The organism is Undibacterium sp. FW305-107 (assembly GCF_058788535.1).
In genome coordinates, this window is sequence record NZ_JBYTAV010000001.1 from 388,978 (window position 1) to 405,022 (window position 16,045).

The 16,045-nt window shown below is 50.1% G+C and carries 19 protein-coding genes; 10 read left to right on the top strand and 9 right to left on the bottom strand.

What is annotated here, in order from left to right; all coding sequences use genetic code 11:
• Positions 1–82 precede the first annotated feature (82 nt).
• The 4 genes from AC3WQT_RS01860 to AC3WQT_RS01875 all read left to right on the top strand — a co-directional run bounded on the left by AC3WQT_RS01860 (position 83) and on the right by AC3WQT_RS01875 (position 2,559).
• A complete protein-coding gene (locus AC3WQT_RS01860) occupies positions 83–766 on the top strand; it encodes a DUF3106 domain-containing protein (protein WP_492701673.1) in 684 nt (227 codons plus the stop codon).
• Between the two features lie 178 nt (positions 767–944).
• Positions 945–1,382 carry an ExbD/TolR family protein gene (locus tag AC3WQT_RS01865; protein ID WP_492701675.1) on the top strand — a complete coding sequence of 146 codons (438 nt, stop codon included), beginning with the start codon at positions 945–947 and terminating at the stop codon, positions 1,380–1,382.
• 127 nt (positions 1,383–1,509) lie between these two features.
• Positions 1,510–1,941 (top strand): ExbD/TolR family protein, encoded by a 432-nt coding sequence (locus AC3WQT_RS01870; protein WP_492701677.1) that lies wholly within the window; start codon positions 1,510–1,512, stop codon positions 1,939–1,941.
• Between the two features lie 213 nt (positions 1,942–2,154).
• Positions 2,155–2,559: a hypothetical protein gene (locus AC3WQT_RS01875; RefSeq protein WP_492701679.1), complete on the top strand. Its 405-nt coding sequence runs from the start codon at positions 2,155–2,157 to the stop codon at positions 2,557–2,559.
• Between the two features lie 225 nt (positions 2,560–2,784).
• Here AC3WQT_RS01875 and AC3WQT_RS01880 read toward each other — a convergent pair whose 3' ends face one another.
• The 3 genes from AC3WQT_RS01880 to AC3WQT_RS01890 form a co-directional block, all read right to left on the bottom strand.
• Positions 2,785–3,585 carry an ATP-grasp domain-containing protein gene (locus AC3WQT_RS01880; protein WP_492701681.1) on the bottom strand — a complete coding sequence of 267 codons (801 nt, stop codon included), beginning with the start codon at positions 3,583–3,585 and terminating at the stop codon, positions 2,785–2,787.
• 396 nt (positions 3,586–3,981) lie between these two features.
• On the bottom strand, positions 3,982–4,434 hold the full coding sequence (locus AC3WQT_RS01885; RefSeq protein WP_492701683.1) for a cache domain-containing protein: 453 nt from the start codon (positions 4,432–4,434) through the stop codon (positions 3,982–3,984).
• A 188-nt stretch (positions 4,435–4,622) separates the two neighbouring features.
• Positions 4,623–4,901 (bottom strand): immunity protein CdiI family protein, encoded by a 279-nt coding sequence (locus tag AC3WQT_RS01890; RefSeq protein ID WP_492701685.1) that lies wholly within the window; start codon positions 4,899–4,901, stop codon positions 4,623–4,625.
• 215 nt (positions 4,902–5,116) lie between these two features.
• Here AC3WQT_RS01890 and AC3WQT_RS01895 point away from each other — a divergent pair, with 215 nt between their 5' ends.
• Positions 5,117–5,734 carry a glutathione S-transferase family protein gene (locus tag AC3WQT_RS01895; protein WP_492701687.1) on the top strand — a complete coding sequence of 206 codons (618 nt, stop codon included), beginning with the start codon at positions 5,117–5,119 and terminating at the stop codon, positions 5,732–5,734.
• 40 nt (positions 5,735–5,774) lie between these two features.
• Here the strand turns inward: AC3WQT_RS01895 and AC3WQT_RS01900 are convergent, their stop codons facing one another.
• The 3 genes from AC3WQT_RS01900 to AC3WQT_RS01910 form a co-directional block, all read right to left on the bottom strand.
• Positions 5,775–6,251 carry an Lrp/AsnC family transcriptional regulator gene (locus AC3WQT_RS01900; protein WP_492701689.1) on the bottom strand — a complete coding sequence of 159 codons (477 nt, stop codon included), beginning with the start codon at positions 6,249–6,251 and terminating at the stop codon, positions 5,775–5,777.
• Between the two features lie 87 nt (positions 6,252–6,338).
• Positions 6,339–7,265, bottom strand: coding sequence for a TIGR02285 family protein (locus tag AC3WQT_RS01905; protein WP_492701691.1), 927 nt, complete (start codon positions 7,263–7,265; stop codon positions 6,339–6,341).
• A gap of 172 nt (positions 7,266–7,437) precedes the next feature.
• Complete coding sequence (locus tag AC3WQT_RS01910; RefSeq protein ID WP_492701693.1) at positions 7,438–8,280, bottom strand: oxidoreductase; 843 nt, start codon at positions 8,278–8,280, stop codon at positions 7,438–7,440.
• Between the two features lie 157 nt (positions 8,281–8,437).
• Here AC3WQT_RS01910 and AC3WQT_RS01915 point away from each other — a divergent pair, with 157 nt between their 5' ends.
• From AC3WQT_RS01915 to AC3WQT_RS01925, 3 genes are all read left to right on the top strand, one after another.
• Complete coding sequence (locus tag AC3WQT_RS01915) at positions 8,438–9,415, top strand: AraC family transcriptional regulator (RefSeq protein ID WP_492701695.1); 978 nt, start codon at positions 8,438–8,440, stop codon at positions 9,413–9,415.
• Between the two features lie 63 nt (positions 9,416–9,478).
• The gene (locus tag AC3WQT_RS01920; protein WP_492701697.1) at positions 9,479–10,036 is read left to right on the top strand and encodes a hypothetical protein; all 558 of its coding nucleotides are present in this window, start codon (positions 9,479–9,481) and stop codon (positions 10,034–10,036) included.
• A 16-nt stretch (positions 10,037–10,052) separates the two neighbouring features.
• Positions 10,053–10,487, top strand: a complete 435-nt coding sequence (locus tag AC3WQT_RS01925; RefSeq protein ID WP_492701699.1) for an EamA family transporter — start codon at positions 10,053–10,055, stop codon at positions 10,485–10,487.
• A 177-nt stretch (positions 10,488–10,664) separates the two neighbouring features.
• Here AC3WQT_RS01925 and AC3WQT_RS01930 read toward each other — a convergent pair whose 3' ends face one another.
• The 3 genes from AC3WQT_RS01930 to AC3WQT_RS01940 all read right to left on the bottom strand — a co-directional run bounded on the left by AC3WQT_RS01930 (position 10,665) and on the right by AC3WQT_RS01940 (position 14,379).
• Positions 10,665–11,684 carry an alpha/beta hydrolase gene (locus AC3WQT_RS01930; protein WP_492701701.1) on the bottom strand — a complete coding sequence of 340 codons (1,020 nt, stop codon included), beginning with the start codon at positions 11,682–11,684 and terminating at the stop codon, positions 10,665–10,667.
• 452 nt (positions 11,685–12,136) lie between these two features.
• Positions 12,137–12,592: a MarR family winged helix-turn-helix transcriptional regulator gene (locus tag AC3WQT_RS01935; RefSeq protein ID WP_492701703.1), complete on the bottom strand. Its 456-nt coding sequence runs from the start codon at positions 12,590–12,592 to the stop codon at positions 12,137–12,139.
• Positions 12,593–12,744: 152 nt separating this feature from the next.
• Entirely contained in the window at positions 12,745–14,379 is a 1,635-nt protein-coding gene (locus AC3WQT_RS01940) for a methyl-accepting chemotaxis protein (RefSeq protein ID WP_492701705.1), read from the bottom strand.
• Positions 14,380–14,729: 350 nt separating this feature from the next.
• Between AC3WQT_RS01940 and AC3WQT_RS01945 the strand changes: the two genes are divergently transcribed.
• Both AC3WQT_RS01945 and AC3WQT_RS01950 read left to right on the top strand, forming a co-directional pair.
• Positions 14,730–15,131, top strand: coding sequence for a PRC-barrel domain-containing protein (locus AC3WQT_RS01945; protein ID WP_492701707.1), 402 nt, complete (start codon positions 14,730–14,732; stop codon positions 15,129–15,131).
• A gap of 337 nt (positions 15,132–15,468) precedes the next feature.
• Positions 15,469–15,864, top strand: a complete 396-nt coding sequence (locus AC3WQT_RS01950) for a PRC-barrel domain-containing protein (RefSeq protein WP_492701709.1) — start codon at positions 15,469–15,471, stop codon at positions 15,862–15,864.
• Positions 15,865–16,045: the final 181 nt, after the last annotated feature.

Genomic DNA, 16,045 nt, shown 5'->3' on the forward strand with positions numbered 1-16,045 from the left:
TAGCCCTGACGAAAATCCAAATGAAGATTAAAATAAGGGCATTACAGCCATACTTCTGCAGCCTTACTTCGAGAGTCGCTTCATGAAACCAGTGAACAAAACCATAGACCTGGCCAGCATTGGCGCTGTAGCAGGTATAGCAGCGTTGGCCGGACTGCTGTTGTTCAATATCCATGAAACCAGGCAAGCTGTTGTTGCCAGCCTTCAAGCCAGCAATGCCGTCAAACTGGCAGCAGGCAATGCCAAACCAGCCTCCCGCCTGGTTGGCAAATCAGACTGGAAACAGTTGAACGCTGCCCAACAACAGGTTTTGCTGCCCCTGCTTTCTCAGTGGGACAAACTGGACGACAAAAATAAAGCCAAGTGGGTCACCATTGCAGACCGCTACGTCAGCCTGAAGCCTGAAGAGCAAAAACGCATACAAAAGCGCATGGAACTGTGGGCACAACTCAGCCCGGAACAAAAACAGATCGCCCGCCTGAATTATTCGCAAGCCAAAAAAATCGAAGCTGCCCAAAAAACCAAACAATGGGAGCTGTACCAGCAATTGCCCGCAGAGAAAAAACAATTGCTGGCCAACGGTGTACCTTTCCAGCTCGCCACAGTGCAGACACAAAAAACCCTGGCTGACACTATCACTACCGCCAGCACAGAAAATACTGCCGCATCTGCCACGGAGCAAACATCAGTCTCTGCCAGCGTAGCGGCTGATGTAGAAGTATCAGCTTCACCTGCCAGTAATGGTGAATTGCCTGTGGTGAAGTAAGCTTAAAAACATCAGCATGCTGCAAATGCCCTCTGATTGAGTTCGTCTCAGTCGAGGGCGACTCCGTCCCGCAGTAGAGCGGCGTATGTGACTATACCTGCAATGCATACACCGGCTACTTGCATCCTGATCAGATTAATGTAATGCTAAGGCATCACACTTCCATCAGGATGCCATCATGGTTTTTTCTACTTCAGCCAAACAAGACCAGGATACTGAGCGTTTATTGGGAATGAATATGACGCCGTTTATTGGCGTCATTCTGGTGCTAATGATGGTAATGATCATTGGAGTACCAAGGCAACGGGATATTTTGTTATGGAAATTGCCAATCCTGAACTATGCTGCCTGCGACGGCATGGCAGAAATAGCCTTGACAAAAATCACGATAGACTTTGATGACAGCCTATTGTGGGACGGGCATGTGGTATCTCTTGAGGAAATGCAAACCCGCTTGTCGCAGATAAGCAGGGCCGAAGCCTTACTACCGGTGGTGTACTTGAAACCATCCTTCATGACAAGTCACGCGAGTCTGGTATCGGTTACCAATAGTATTCGGCGCAGCGGAATAGACAGCATACTTCTGGAAATAAGTGAGTTCAGGACAGTGTCGTAGGACCACACCGGCTTTTCAGGCTGATGTGCCGGTGACGGGGAAGTAGAGTTGCAAGAACTGGCATGCACTTGCATCCTGCTTGAATTAATGTAATGCCAAGGCATCTGCACTTTCTTAAGGATACATCATGGTTTTTTCTGACTCACTTGAGCAAGACAAAGACACTGAGCGTTTTCTGGAAGTGAATATGGCACCGCTTATTGGCATCCTGCTGGTACTCATGATGGTGATGATCGCTGGTGTGGCACCAAAAAGAAATATGTTACTGATGGACATAGGCATGCCTTGGACCAGCAATTGCGGCATAGTCGGCATCAACATCGACATTGATTTTGATGACACCCTACTTTGGAATGGTGTCGCTATATCTGAAAAAGAGTTGCAACAACGTCTGATCAGGATAGCGTCAGAACAACCAGAAATAAACTTAAGGCCATCTTTTATGGCTAGCCACGCGGCAGTGACAGCAGCTACCAACAGCCTGCAAAATGCAGGTGCTAACAACATATCTCTTGTCACCACCGTATCGCATGTGTTTGTCAGGCAGCATCTTTTTTGAACGTTGGGGTGCCAATTTCCTTCTTTCACGGTAAATCGACACCCTGAAGCTTTACATCAAAGATAACAAGTCAGAAAGCACCTTGCCGGTATCAAACCCTGTTTATACATTTTCCTGCGTCCTGTGTTTGTGACAAGTGGCGTTGGTATGCCATAATTATTCATTTTCGGGTGGCGATGATACCGCCACCTCAGCCTTAAGCACTTAAATCAAATGCAGCTATTTTCAATACTCCGCAATGCAGAGAAGGCGCTGGACGCCGTCACTGAGTCGTTCTCGCCAAGACCTGGAGCTACTTCCGCAGAGATACGCAAGAATGGTTTGCTTTGCCTTGCCATTGGCCTGCTGTGCTTTGCACTGAGCGGCTCGCTGATCTTCGCCATGCCCAAAGCACCGGGCCTGGCGCTGCTGCCCGTCTTGCTTTCGTATGCGTTCATGATCGTTGGCGCTTACCGGGCAGTTTTTGGAAAAACGCCCGCACCAGCACACCCTGGAGAACTCTCCATCAAGCGCGTTTTGTTCGCAGTCTTCACTATTGTTTTCATGTGTGGAGCGATAGTAAGCCTCACCTACCTGGGCACCCTGCTCTATGAGCTTTTGCATGCAGGCGGTACCTGAGCTTCGTAGCTAAGATTAGTGAAACGTAATCGTACGCATGTCGAACGTTCGATTCCCCCTTAAATCGTATATCCCACTTCACACAAACGGATCTTGCGCAGATGGATCCCAACCTGCGCTGGGATGGCCTGAATACAATTTGGGTTGACCAATCCAATCACCTTTTTAACTCGCCCAACAGTATTGCAAGACCTGGTACTAAACGGATTTCTGAACCGATATCCGCTATATCTTGAACATCCCTACAAACTTCCCCGCATCCCATTTTTTGCGATCAGAAACCTGACCATCACCCAGTTCTATCAGCCTAGGCACACCCGCGCTGTTCAAGACTATGTCGATGGAAAAGAAAGGGCTGGAAATACCTTGTGCAATCTTTTGTACGATGTCTGGTACGACATCATCACGCGCATGGGCCCGGCCCTGATAGATGAAATAGCGTTCTTCGGTTTCTGGCAAAAGCGCTTCATATTCACGCACGCAAACGCCACCTTCTATCTGGCCACGATAGCGTTCTATCAGATCGATAATTTCGCGCACTTCTGCGGCATTGCGGGCGATTGATCCGCGGCTCGTCGTCAGTGATTTTACATAGTCTTTGACGAAAAATGCTTGCCATCCTGTCGCTGCAAGTGCAGCATCGATATCAGCATCGCGCGACAGGAAAATGGTTTTCGGTGTAAGGTCTTCGCAGGCCGGATACCATTCTGGCAGATAGTGACATTGCTTGTACTGGCTGGGGGAATTGATCAAGCTCGCATTTTTTGCCGCCACTGCCTGCGCCAGAGCGGCATAGCGTTCAGGCGTCAGCATCCAGCCGCGATATAGCATCTCTCCCTGAAACTGCTGGAGCGGCCTTGGCTTGAATTCTCCCGATTCAAAATCATCCTCAGAAAACAGGAAACAGGTCAACCCTGCTGCTTTCGCAGCATTGAATTCTTCTTCGTACTCTTCATCAGGCGTATTTTTGTCGAATGGATTGCAGGGATAAAGGAGTTGCGTATTTTGTTTCGTCAGTATTTTCAAAGGCTGGTGCTTTTTCTCGTTTATTTAGAACTCATTTCATCAATAGGCTGAGGTGCGTTCTAGTAACGCAGAAAAATTGCACGCACGTTGTGTTTTTCACTAACGAATAAATGCCAAAGTCGCCGTGAAGTAGGGCACATTGTAATGCGCCGTATGAGATCATTACCTACTAAGAAATCTGTGACGTGTGCATCGCGTACATGCGACACATTACAATGCGCCCTAAGATTTTCCCATTTTCACCATTGCCGTGAATTCGCTTATAGGGGCTGTGATTTCTGCAGGAGATTTATCTCAACGACACGGCTAACATATTCATTTGAGGTAGTGCAGTTGGAAAACATGCGTGCGATTAGCCGAGGCTAATCACACTTACCCCAGGCATCTCAATCGATGCTAATTACCCTTATAAATCCCCGCTTCCAGCGTGTATTCGCCGCTGCGTACATAGTAAGTGGATTTATTTTCGAGTTGTTTCGTGACGGGATTATTGTAGCGGTAATCGACCCAGCCTTTGCCCTTGGCTTTTGCGCCTTCGACGATTTCCTTGCGGAAGAACTTGCCGTCAGCATCTGGCAACACCAGCATGTTTTTTCCTACCAGTTTGGGATTGACGGGGTGAGCGAGGGTGGTGCCATCGAGACTGCGCACAACGAGATAAAGGTCGCCTTTAATGAATTCAGGATTTTTATTATTGACTTCTTTGATGAGTGCTTCAATGCTGTTTTTCTTGACATAGGCGAGTCCTTTTTCAACCATGTCAATGGCATCAGCCGGGCTGTCGGCATAGGCATCAGGAAAAACCATGGAACTTAACAAAGCCAGGAAAATTAGTGCGCGTCGTTTCATGGTGTCTCCCGAGTGGTTATGGTCTTGGCTTAGTATAGGCAAGGAGCCGAAACGAGACAAGTCAAATATCATTATGAAAATGCGACACTGCTATATACAAGTAAGGCGGATGTCACTATTAAACGTCAATATCTCGACATCAGTATCTGAGTTGACTGAGGCCATGTTCGCACTGGGTAAGTCAACCGCTAAAGCCACGATGTGTCGATAACGAGAAAGCCTTCTCCCAGTTCTTGCTGCAAACTTATTACCAGGTCTTTACCGGTTGCGATGAAATCCGCTTCTACATCTGCGTTAATGAATACAGATCGCGCAGGGTCATCCATGTTCAGAATGGCATCATAAGTGCTCGCCCATATTATCAATTTTTTTTGAAGCGCTTGAGAGATAGGCAGACTGGCAGGATCTACATTACCAACGTTGCCAGGCGATGCTTCCCACAAGGGAAAGCAATGGTAATCGGCCATTAACTTTAAAGTTCTCATCTCCTGACACTAGCACTTAAGTTGACTCAAGTAAATATCATGCCCAAAGACCACCACTCATTTGCAGAAAAACCGCACTGGCAACACCACAAATGCGGAAAAAAATCAGCTTGCCTGAATTAGCATTTCTATCCGGGCATTCTCAATTACAGCTCTCTTATTAACACTCTTTTCAATCAATTCGGAAAGCACGCAATATGCAATTACTCTACCAAACCCATTCGCCCTATGCCCGTAAAGCCCTGGTGTTCGCTCATGAAGCCGGGCTGGCTGAACAGATAGAAGTCATCCACCATGAAACCAGCCCTACCAATCGCAATGAAGCGGTGTATGCACAAAACCCTTTGGGCAAGGTACCGGTGCTGCTGCGAACTGGCTTGCCGCCGCTGTTTGATTCTGATGTGATTTGCGAATATCTGGATGCCCTGCACACTGGCAGGCCGCTGATTCCATTGCAAGGTGAAGCGCGCTGGCATGCCTTGCGGGTGCAGGCGGTGGCCAAGGGCATGGCGGATTCTGGCATTGCCGTGCGCTGGGAAACCACGCGCCGCCCGGAACCCTTGCGCTATCCGCCATTGCGTGATGGTCATACCCAAAAACTGCTGGCAAGTTATGACTGGCTGGAACAAGAGCTGGACATAGATGGCCCTGTCCACACCGGCCACGTCGCGCTGGCAACTGCACTGAGCTGGCTGGAGTTTCGCGAACTACCGGGCTTCAGGGACCAACGCCCAAAACTGACAGCATGGTATGAAGCATTCATCACGCGGCCATCCATGCTGGCGACTCCTTTGTCTGGTGAAACCCACGACTAACCAGAACGCATTTCATCAATAGAATGAGATGCGTTCTAAATTAATCAGCCTCATCCAATGGCACAGGAATAGCCAAACCGCGCTTCACCAGCCCCAGGCTGACATTGGTGGTGAAGCGTTTGACGTTGGTGTTCTCTTGCATGAGGCGCGACATCAATGCATCAAAGGCTTCCATATCGGGTGCGGTGACGATGAGGACAAAATCAACTTCGCCAGTGACATAAAAGGCTTGCTGTATATGTTCCTGTTCATTGAGCCAGGTGCGTAGTTGTGCCAGCAATTCTGGCCGCTCACGTTCGACTTCCAGCGAGACGATGAAGAAATTCGGGCGGCCTATTTTAGCCGGATCAACAATCGCTGCGTCACGCATGATGACACCCTGCTCACGCATGCGGCGCAGGCGTCTTTGTATGGCCGACGGTGACAAGGGAACCTGTTCAGCCAGGCGCTCAGCCGCCAGGCTGGAGTCTTGCTGCACGAGGTTGAGTAAGTGGCGGTCGAATCTGTCGAGTTGCATGTTGTCTGACTTGGCTGGAATTGGCGAAATGAAGCCCTGTTTGCGCCATTTGCTTGAATACCGGATTGTAGCATTCTGCTAGTCAGGCTATTTACGTACCCTGGGTTTGACTTGAAAAGCCTGGCTGAATACCTGGCGCGCCAGCGCATGTGCGTCTTCGGGCAACCAGCCTTCATAATATGAGGAGATAGCCTCCAGAATTTCACGACGGGCGAGTACGGTGTTTACCTGTTCTATAACCTGTTCGCCGAAAGGGCTTTTGGAACATGCGGCGTAACCCAGCAAGAAGGCGGGTTGCTCTTGCAGGGGATAAAATTTCAGGTCGACAAAATCAGCACTGTCACGGCTGTTGAGGAAATTGGCTTCATAGGGGTAGCCCAGCATGAGGTTGACACGGCCCAGGGCATTCATCTGGAACAGGCTTTTTGCTGCATTCGGTGCGCTGTTAAGGAAGATACTTTTCTTGCCCTTGTGAGCAAGCAGCAGTTCATCAATCGCTGCACCATAGCTGCGGCCACTCTGCACGCCGACGGTCAGCACATCATCTTCCAGCAACTTGCTCAAGTTGAGTTTATCGCCCGCGCCCAGATAGGGACGCAGTTGTGCAATCTGTGCACGCGGGATCATGGCACCGGGTGGTATCTGGGCAAAAAATGGCGTAGAAAAAACCATTGTTTTTTCACGCTCGGCATTTTTAAACAAGCCCAGGGCGCAGGCATTGCTTTCATCCTTGAGCATCAATTCAAGGCGTTTGAGCGGGACATTGATGAATTTGTGCTGGTAGCCTGGCAAGTTGGGGATGAGATGGCGTTGCAGGGCAAGATCAACAATGCCCTCGCCCTTACCCGGTCCATCAGGAATATACAGTGGTGGCAGAGGGAAGACATACCAGTTGACCTCGCTGACAGCCTGACCTGCAGCCTGAATCATGCTACTGACAAGCAGGCTGGCGATCAGGGTGATGCCCTTGATCCACTTTGCAATACAAGCACCCAGACATGAAGCATCTCGCATCCGTCTTCTCCCTGATCACTGTTACACGACAACACAGTGTCAGTATGTCACATTTTGTCAGTTTGACAAAGATGGACAAGAGGTACTTCTGCAGGGTGCGCCGTGCACGCCAATTTTTGTTCAGCATACTTCAAAGACTGCGTGCATGGCGCCCCCTACTGCGATACATGAGTTACGCAAAATCCCCATCCGTCGATACCGACAAGACCCGCCATTGCTGCAGCTCTTGCTGGTGTTTTTCCAGGCTGGCACCGACGACTTCTATGGCGTCTGAACCGGCTGCATAACGCAACGGTGGTTCTGCCATATTGCTGATGGTCACCACAGCTGCGCCTAGCTTGACGGGGTCACCGGCTTGCTGGTGATTGTAGCTGGCAAAGCTCTCGCGGCTGTTGACACCACTGCTGGCATAGTCGGCTATCGTCTTGTCACCATAGCGCACCGATGTCTGGTCGAGGAAATCTGTCCTGAAGAAGCCGGGTTCAACAATGGTGATATGGATGCCGAAGCGTGCCACTTCCAGCGCCAGCGATTCTGAGAAACCTTCTATGGCAAACTTGCTGGCGCAATAGACAGATGCACTTTCAAAACCGACGATGCCGCCTATCGATGACAGGTTGAAGATATGGCCGCGTCTTTGTTCACGCATGACGGGCAAGACTGCGCGTGCCATGTTCATGCTGCCATAGACATTGGTATCGAATTGCTGGCGGATTTCTGCGGTGCTGATTTCTTCAAACAGGCCAAGCTGGCCATAGCCCGCATTATTGACCAGCACATCAAGACTGCCAAACTGTGCACAAGCTGCCTTGACGGCGGCTTGTACCTGGGCTTCATCATTGACATCCAGTGTCAACGCCAGCACCTTGTCGCCATAGCTGGCAAACTGGGTTTGCAGTTTGCTGATATCGCGGCCAGTAACGACAACCTTGTCGCCGCTATCGAGTGCGGCCTTGGCGATGGCTGCGCCTATGCCACGGGTGGCACCAGTAATTAACCAGGTTTTTTGTTTCATGATTTAGCTTTCAGTAGTTACCCGCGCTTTGCAGGAATGAGGCCATGATAGGTAAATAACGCCATGAACTGAATGCCGGAAACTTTCTGATTCTTGCCTAATCCTATTTCTGGCAGTAATTCGGCCTGCTAAACGGCAAAGATTATTGCTATGATGAATGCCTATTCCTATTTCTATTCCTACCATCAAGCATATGCAAAGCAAGGACGACATCAATCACAAGCTGAGCGCCATGGTGGCCAGCATGGCACCGCAGGAAGGCTTTACTGCATCTGCGCTGGACTATGTGCATTTCATGCGTAGTAACCAGGCGTATAGCCGTACGCCTGTCATGTATGAGCCCTGTATCTGCATCATCGTGCAGGGGCGCAAGCGCGCTTATCTGGGCGATGCCATGTTTGTCTATGATGCCAGGCAGTATCTGGTGGTATCTGCCCCCATGCCATTTGAAGCAGATACCGAGGCCACGCCAGATCAACCCATGCTGGGCATCCATGTCGGCATACAGCAAACTCTGGCGGCAGAACTGGCGCTGGCGGTTGAAGAGGCGCAGATTGCCGAATCTGCCAACTCTGCCAGCACAGATGCCACAGCAGCCTTCATGTATGCCACACAGGTCGACGATACTTTGGCAGAAGCTGCATTGCGCCTGCTGCAGGCTTTGGCGTCGCCGCTGGAGGCAAAGATACTGGCACCTGCCATCGTGCGTGAAATTTATTTCCGCATCCTCATGGGCGAACAAGGTGCGGCCATGCGGTCAGCCCTGAGCCAGGGCAGCCACTTTCAAAAAATCACCCGTGCCTTGCGCAAGATACATGAAGGTTTCAGCGACAAGCTTGACGTTGATAGCCTTGCGCGTGAGTCTGGTATGAGCCTGCCTGCCTTTCATTTGCATTTCAAGCAGGTAACCAGCACCACGCCTATCCAGTACATCAAGGCCATGCGTCTGCACAAGGCGCGCCTGCTGATGATACGTTCTGGCATGAATGCTTATACCGCATCCAATACCGTGGGGTATGAAAGCAGCTCACAGTTCAGCCGTGAATTCAAGCGTCTGTTTGGCCGCAGCCCGCTGGAAGAAGTCAGGCAAATGCGTACGGCTTTACGCATGCATGATGGGGCTGGCTTGTCTTAATCAAAATACAAGGTAAAATAATCTCATCCTCAAGCCTGCCTACCTTCAGCAAGGAGTTTCCCCATGACTATTACTGTCGTCAACAACACTGGCTACGAAGCATTTCTCACCGTCAACAAAGGCGACCTGGTCATCGCGCACTGGGCGCGCATAGGTGGTAACCACAAGCTGGAAATCCACACACATATCATAGGCACCATCGTCGCCAAGGCCAACTTCCAGAACCGGGAATACGTGTCGGACAGGATGCAGTTGAACGACACCGCCGCCTACATTGCACAGATGGAGCAGGACCTGGAAAACAAGTCCTATGTCTTGCGCCTGGTGGAAAGCGGCAGCAGCGAACCACCCTTCATGCAGTTGTACAAGACCTGCACACCTGCTGTCAGTTTCATCATCCAGATGCATGGCCTGTTCGAGCAGGAAATCACCCAGTCGCGCGGCTTTATTCCATACAATTTGCGCAATGGGCCTGCTTATACGCTGCAAGCTGTCATCAATGGCATTACGCTGCCACCTGTGCATTTCAGTGACGAGAATGCGACGATTACAGCAGAGACTGTGCAAAACGATCCTGTCGCAGGTTTTTACAGGCTGGAAGTGGCCCAATCAAAAACTTGAAAACCAGAGGCAAGCAATGAGCACATCCAATGCCTGGTTTTATTGGGCCGCTCTGTCGGCGATGTTTGCGGCGATGACGGCCATTTTTGCCAAGATAGGCATACAGGGCGTAGATTCTGACCTTGCCACCCTGATCCGTACCGGCATCATCATCGTCGTGCTATCGCTGTTTGTGGTGTACACCAGTAAATGGGCGAACCCACTCGCCCTGTCTGGCAAGACCTGGCTGTTTCTTACCCTCTCTGGCCTGGCGACGGGAGCATCGTGGGTATGTTATTTCCGCGCATTGAAGCTGGGTGATGCATCCAAGGTCGCGCCTGTCGATAAATTCAGCCTGGTGCTGGTGGCGGTGTTTGCCTTTGCGTTTCTGGATGAACGGCCATCCTTGCAGGAATGGGCAGGCATAGGCATGGTGGCAGGCGGGGTTTTGTTGTTGGCGTTCAAGCGGTGAGCAGTTTCGTAGGTTGGGCCGGGCCTCGCTAGGCTACGGTTTACCAGCCCAACGCTCGGCGTTACAACAACGTGTACGTCTATTAAAGGCCAAGTGTTGGGCTGATACACCGTAGCCCAACCTACAAGTCTGACGAGGCCCAGCCCCAACCTGCTAACTTCAAGCGGCCTTCCTCCCTTACTTCAAACTCGCCTTCAGTTCCCCACCCGCCTGCAGCATCGCCGAGCGCACAGCCGGTACTTTGGCCAGCACATTCAACAAACCAAAATCATGGATCATGCCCTTGTAGCGTATGGTCGTGACCTTGACGCCTGCGGCATCAAGTTTGCGGCCATAGGCTTCGCCTTCGTCACGCAGGACATCAAATTCAGCGGTTTGTATCAGGGCTGCCGGCAAGCCAGTCAATTGCTCAGTCGTGGCGCGCACAGGGGATGCGTAGATCTCCTGGCGTTTGGCTGCATCGGTGGTGTAATTGTCCCAGAACCATTTCATCATATTGCGGGTCAGGAAATGGCCTTCAGCAAATTGCTTGTAGGAGTCATTATTGAAGTCCGCATCCGTCACCGGCCACAGCAGGATTTGTGAGCGCAGTTTGGGGCCGCCCTTGTCCTTGGCCATCAGGCTGACCACGGCTGCCATATTGCCACCTACGCTATTGCCTGCCACCGCCAGGCGGCTGCCATCGACATTGATTTCTTTACCGTGTTCTGCCACCCATTTGGTCGCGGCGTAAGCCTGCTTGATGGCAACGCCGTAACCGGCTTCTGGTGAGGGTGTGTAGTTAACGAAGATGGCGACGGCACCGGATTCTGCCACCAGGTCACGCACCAGTCTTTCATGGGTAGGATAGTCACCCAATACCCAGCCGCCGCCGTGGAAGAACATAAAGCCCGGCAAGGTTTTTTTGACACCGGCAGGACGTACGATAGTCAGCTTGATGTCACCACCATCGACCTTGATGATTTTCTCAGACACATCAGCAGCAGGCAATGTGAGCTTGACACCGGCTTGTGCACCCACCAGCACGCCACGCGCATCGGCTACCGATAACTGTTCAAGCGGTTTACCGCCACCGGCTTCCAGCGCCTGCAAAAAGGCTTGCGTAGTGGGTTCGACACCGGGACTACCCGCCGCGACGGCATTGGTAACGGCGAAGCTGATGGCGCTTGCAGCGAGGAGCGATTTCAAGTGTGTCATGGTCATTTCCTTTTCATGTGATGGCAGCGTGATTACTGCCGTTGGGGGGTACTACAAAACTGGTTTTGTTTCTGATCGCCTGACGTAGTTCTTCTGGCGACTTATTACATTAAATAATTCACTATTAAATAGTGCGCTATATATTTACAAGATTTGCTAGCGACGAAACGATGCCTTGGACAAGCGGATATTGTCCGTCTTCGCAATTCACATTTGCATCCTCTTGCGGATTCACTTATCCGCACATTAATATCCATACATTAATATCCACATATAAATATATACGCTATTAAATAGCGAACTACCTATCTGTCAGGAATAAAAACGCCAAAACTGCTTTAAGCATGGATAAACTCATGCACGCTCACATTAAAAGCACACAGGCTTGTGGTCAACATCTATTGATCAACAGCCTGTTACTCAAGACAAGATCCCATCATTCAAGCATGTGCTCAAACATTTTTCATCAGCGCTGCGCGCAGGGCCAGAATTTCTTGCTTCAGATCACGCGCCTCGTCGGCAGTACATTCGGTCGCACACAAGACCGAAGTTGGCAGACTCGCTGCCTGCTTGCGCAAGTCGCTGCCAGTTTTGGTCAACGAGATAATCACCTGGCGTTCATCTGCCGCTGACCTGACTCTGGTGATCAACTCCTGTACTTCCATGCGTTTGAGCAAAGGTGTCAAGGTAGCCGAATCGAGTATCAGGCGCTCACCTATGTCATTCACGGTTTGTTCATCCTGCTCCCACAAGACCATCAGCACCAGATACTGCGAATAGGTGATTCCCATTTGCTTGAGCAACTTGCGGTACAACTTGTTCATCGCCAGCGAAGTTGAATACAGGGCAAAACAAAGCTGGTCACCCAGTTGCGGCGTTGACGCTGTTTTATTGGTTGTGGTTTTCATGCTTTGCATTTTAAATAGTGCACTATTTATTTGCAAGCTATTTTTTTAAATATTTAACCGGTTAGCAGGTGCGCCGTGCGCACCATATCGCATTTTCCAAGGCATTTAGGTTTTGACACTCTGGGGCACGCGGCTCACCCTGCAAATGTTCCCTAAGGGCGTACAAGACGCAAGTTAGGCCGTTTGGGCGGCTCTGCCGCAACCGTGTTGACGATCTGCAATTGTGCCTGCGGCCTGTGTGTAGCACCAGGTTTGAATCCGTTGTCCATTTGCGCCAGATGAGTTGCCTGCTGTTCCAGCAACCTGGTGGCAGTGCTGGCTACCCCTAACAGGACAGCGTCTTTGCGGTTTGCATAGTCCATGTCACTGACGGCATGCTTGATTTGCCTGATGCTGGCTTCCTGTTTTTTGGCGGAAGTACTGATTTCTGCCATCAAGCTGTTGACATGCTGCATGGCAGCCAGCATTTGCTCGGTGCCAGCGTTGCTCTGGCTGATCAGCCTGCTGCTGCCATCCAGTTTTTCACGCGTCTCAGCGAGCAGTTTTTTTACTTCATTGACTGCACAGGCCACGCATAGCGCCAGGTCGCGCATTTCTGGTGCAGTTGTGGCAAAGCTACTCCCTGCATCAGATGTATTTGCGTCTTCTAACGTTGCCTTCAGGGTCAGGGTATCGATCTGGAAGACGAGCTCATCAATCACCTGGATGTTATCAAGAATCTTGTCCGACGCATGCCGGATCTGTGTCATGACTGTGAACGCCTCGCTGGCTGCCTGCCCTTTTTTAACGGCAAGCTCGCTGGCGTCATCAGCATGCTGCATGGTCTGGCGCGCTTGCTCGCCATTGTGGCGTATCTCTGATGTCAGTTCTTTGGTGGCCAAGCTTATTTGCCTGTGTAAACCAGCCTGCTGCTGCATGCGTGAAGACAACACCATATTGTTGCTCAATATCTGGCCCGATGTCCTGGTAATGTTGCCGGTACTCAGGCGCATGTCCTTGGTGGCTTTTGTCAGCCGGGTCTGCAGTTGCTGCAGGGAGGCTAATACACTGGCGTCTTCAGGCACTTCTGGCGAAATACTGACATTGAGATCACCGTCAGCGATTTGCCTGGCTATCTGTGCCACATAAGCTGGTTCACCACCCAGTTGACGATACATGAAATGGATAAGAAAGTACGCCAACGCTGCCGCGAGGACAAGACCCAGAACAATGACCGCCAACATCAGATTACGCAGGGTCGCATAGCCTGCTTCCGCATTTTCATACTCTTTTTTTGTCATGTCCGACTGCATGCCGCGCAAACTATTCATGGCGCTGATGATGGGGTCTTTCAGGCGGTCTGCAAGAAGGCTGATTTCTTTGGTTTTTCTTGTGTCAGCGTCGCGCAGAACTTTGATGACAGGCAGGGTAACTGCACGATCAAAACTGGCCAGCAAGGATTTCAATTCATCTGTTTTTTTTCTGGCCAGAGGTGACATGGGAATGCCGGCAAGCTCTATCCATAATTGATCTATCGCATGATGGTCACGCTCTATTTCATCTGCGCTTACCTGCATTTTTTCTGGCACGGGGTCAGCCAGTGCAGCCAGGATAACATAGCGATTGCTCAATAATAATTTGTCTACGCTGGCGATTTTTTCCAGGCCCAGGGCATGCGCTTCATGGCTGCTTTTCAAACTCTCATGTGAGGCCCTCATCGCATACAGCCCAGTCAGGCCGACCAGTATCATGAATGCGCTCATGATGCCCATCACGAGCATGAGCCTGGTTTTTAGCGTCGTCTTCATAACCCTGCCCCGATCGTCAATCTTTAGAAATAAATAAAATAGCAAAAACGCATCAGCGCCTTTACCCGTCGCGCTTCTTTGCTTTGATAAATATGAAGGTATAGGATAATTGCCGGATGGAAAACCAAATTTAGCAATGTTTGACGGTCAGCAATATGAATTCACATTCATATTGAAATGACATTGCCTTGCATATCTGGTGCAAACACCGGCCGCAATCTTTCTGCGCTGGCAAGCTGTTTTTACAGGCGGCTTATGCTCTGAAAATTTCTTGCTATGTGCGTTATTTAACTGTTCAGGTGAGATTGAACGCGCATGCTATAAGCTCGATTCACTCTTAAGGAGATATCATGCTCGATAATCCTTACGTCGCTTACATCCCTGATCTTACGGACAATCCTCACCGTGGCCCTGGCCCTGATTTGATGGGCGCGGGCACACTGATCGGTGACAAGATTGTCAACCATGCCGATGAGCATCTGGGCGACATCAAAGAAATCATGCTGGACACACATGCAGGCAGTATTGCCTACGCCGTAGTCGCGCATGGCGGCATCCTGGGAATAGGCGAAAAACTGTTTGCCGTACCGTGGTCATCATTGAGTCTGGACACAGTCCACAAACGCTTTGTTCTGGACATAGCAAAATCATATTTTGAAAATGCCCCTGGTTTCGACAGCGAAAATTGGCCGGATACGTCAGATCCTGCATGGACGGACTCAGTACAAAGTTATTACAGCAAAAACCTGTGATTGCATGACGGAAATGTCCATGACAAACCCTATCGACAGGTAACACCGGCATGTCGTTTTTCATCAGTATCCATTCCATACTCAGGCAATGGATACTGAAAAAAATGTGTCAAAGAATATAGTTGGTTTGTCTTATTGATTTGCTTATTGGTTTGCTTATTGATTTGCTTATTGATTTGCTTATTGGTTTGCTTATTGGTTTGCTTATTGGCTTACTTATTGGACTACTTACTGGTTCTGCTCAGAACAAAAATAATTTCTTGCTATGTGTGTTATCGAACTGTTCATATCAGTTTGAGCGCGCATGCTCAGACCTCAACTTACTCAGAAGGAAAAGATGATGCTTGATACAACTTATATCCCTATTGAACCTGGCAATGGTCACAAAGGCCCAGGCCCTGAACTGATGGGTGCCAACACCCTCACAGGTGACAGTGTTGTCAACCAGGCTGATGAAAACCTGGGCGACATCAAGGAAATCATGCTCGACATGCGCACAGGCCGTGTTGCCTACGCGGTCGTGGCTTTTGGCGGCATATTGACCATAGGCGAAAAACTGTTTGCAGTACCATGGTCTGCACTGACGCTGGATACGATTAACAAGCGCTTTGTATTGAACATAGAAAAAAGCCGCTTTGAAAACGCCCCTGGTTTTGACCCTGACCATTGGCCGGATATGGCAAACCAGGCATGGGCAGATTCGATACACAGCTACTACGGCCTGACAGTATGAAAGCATGACGAAGCGTTGCGTGAGCAGATCGCGGCAGTCAGAATGACGACCCTGGTTTACGAACAGCAGCATTTCGTTTTTGTTGATGATGAATAGAAGAAACTGGCGCTGCAAACTTGGTCTTTGCAGCGCCTTTTGCATTAAAAAGCAAATCCGGCAGCCAGCCGCCGCAAAGAATAAG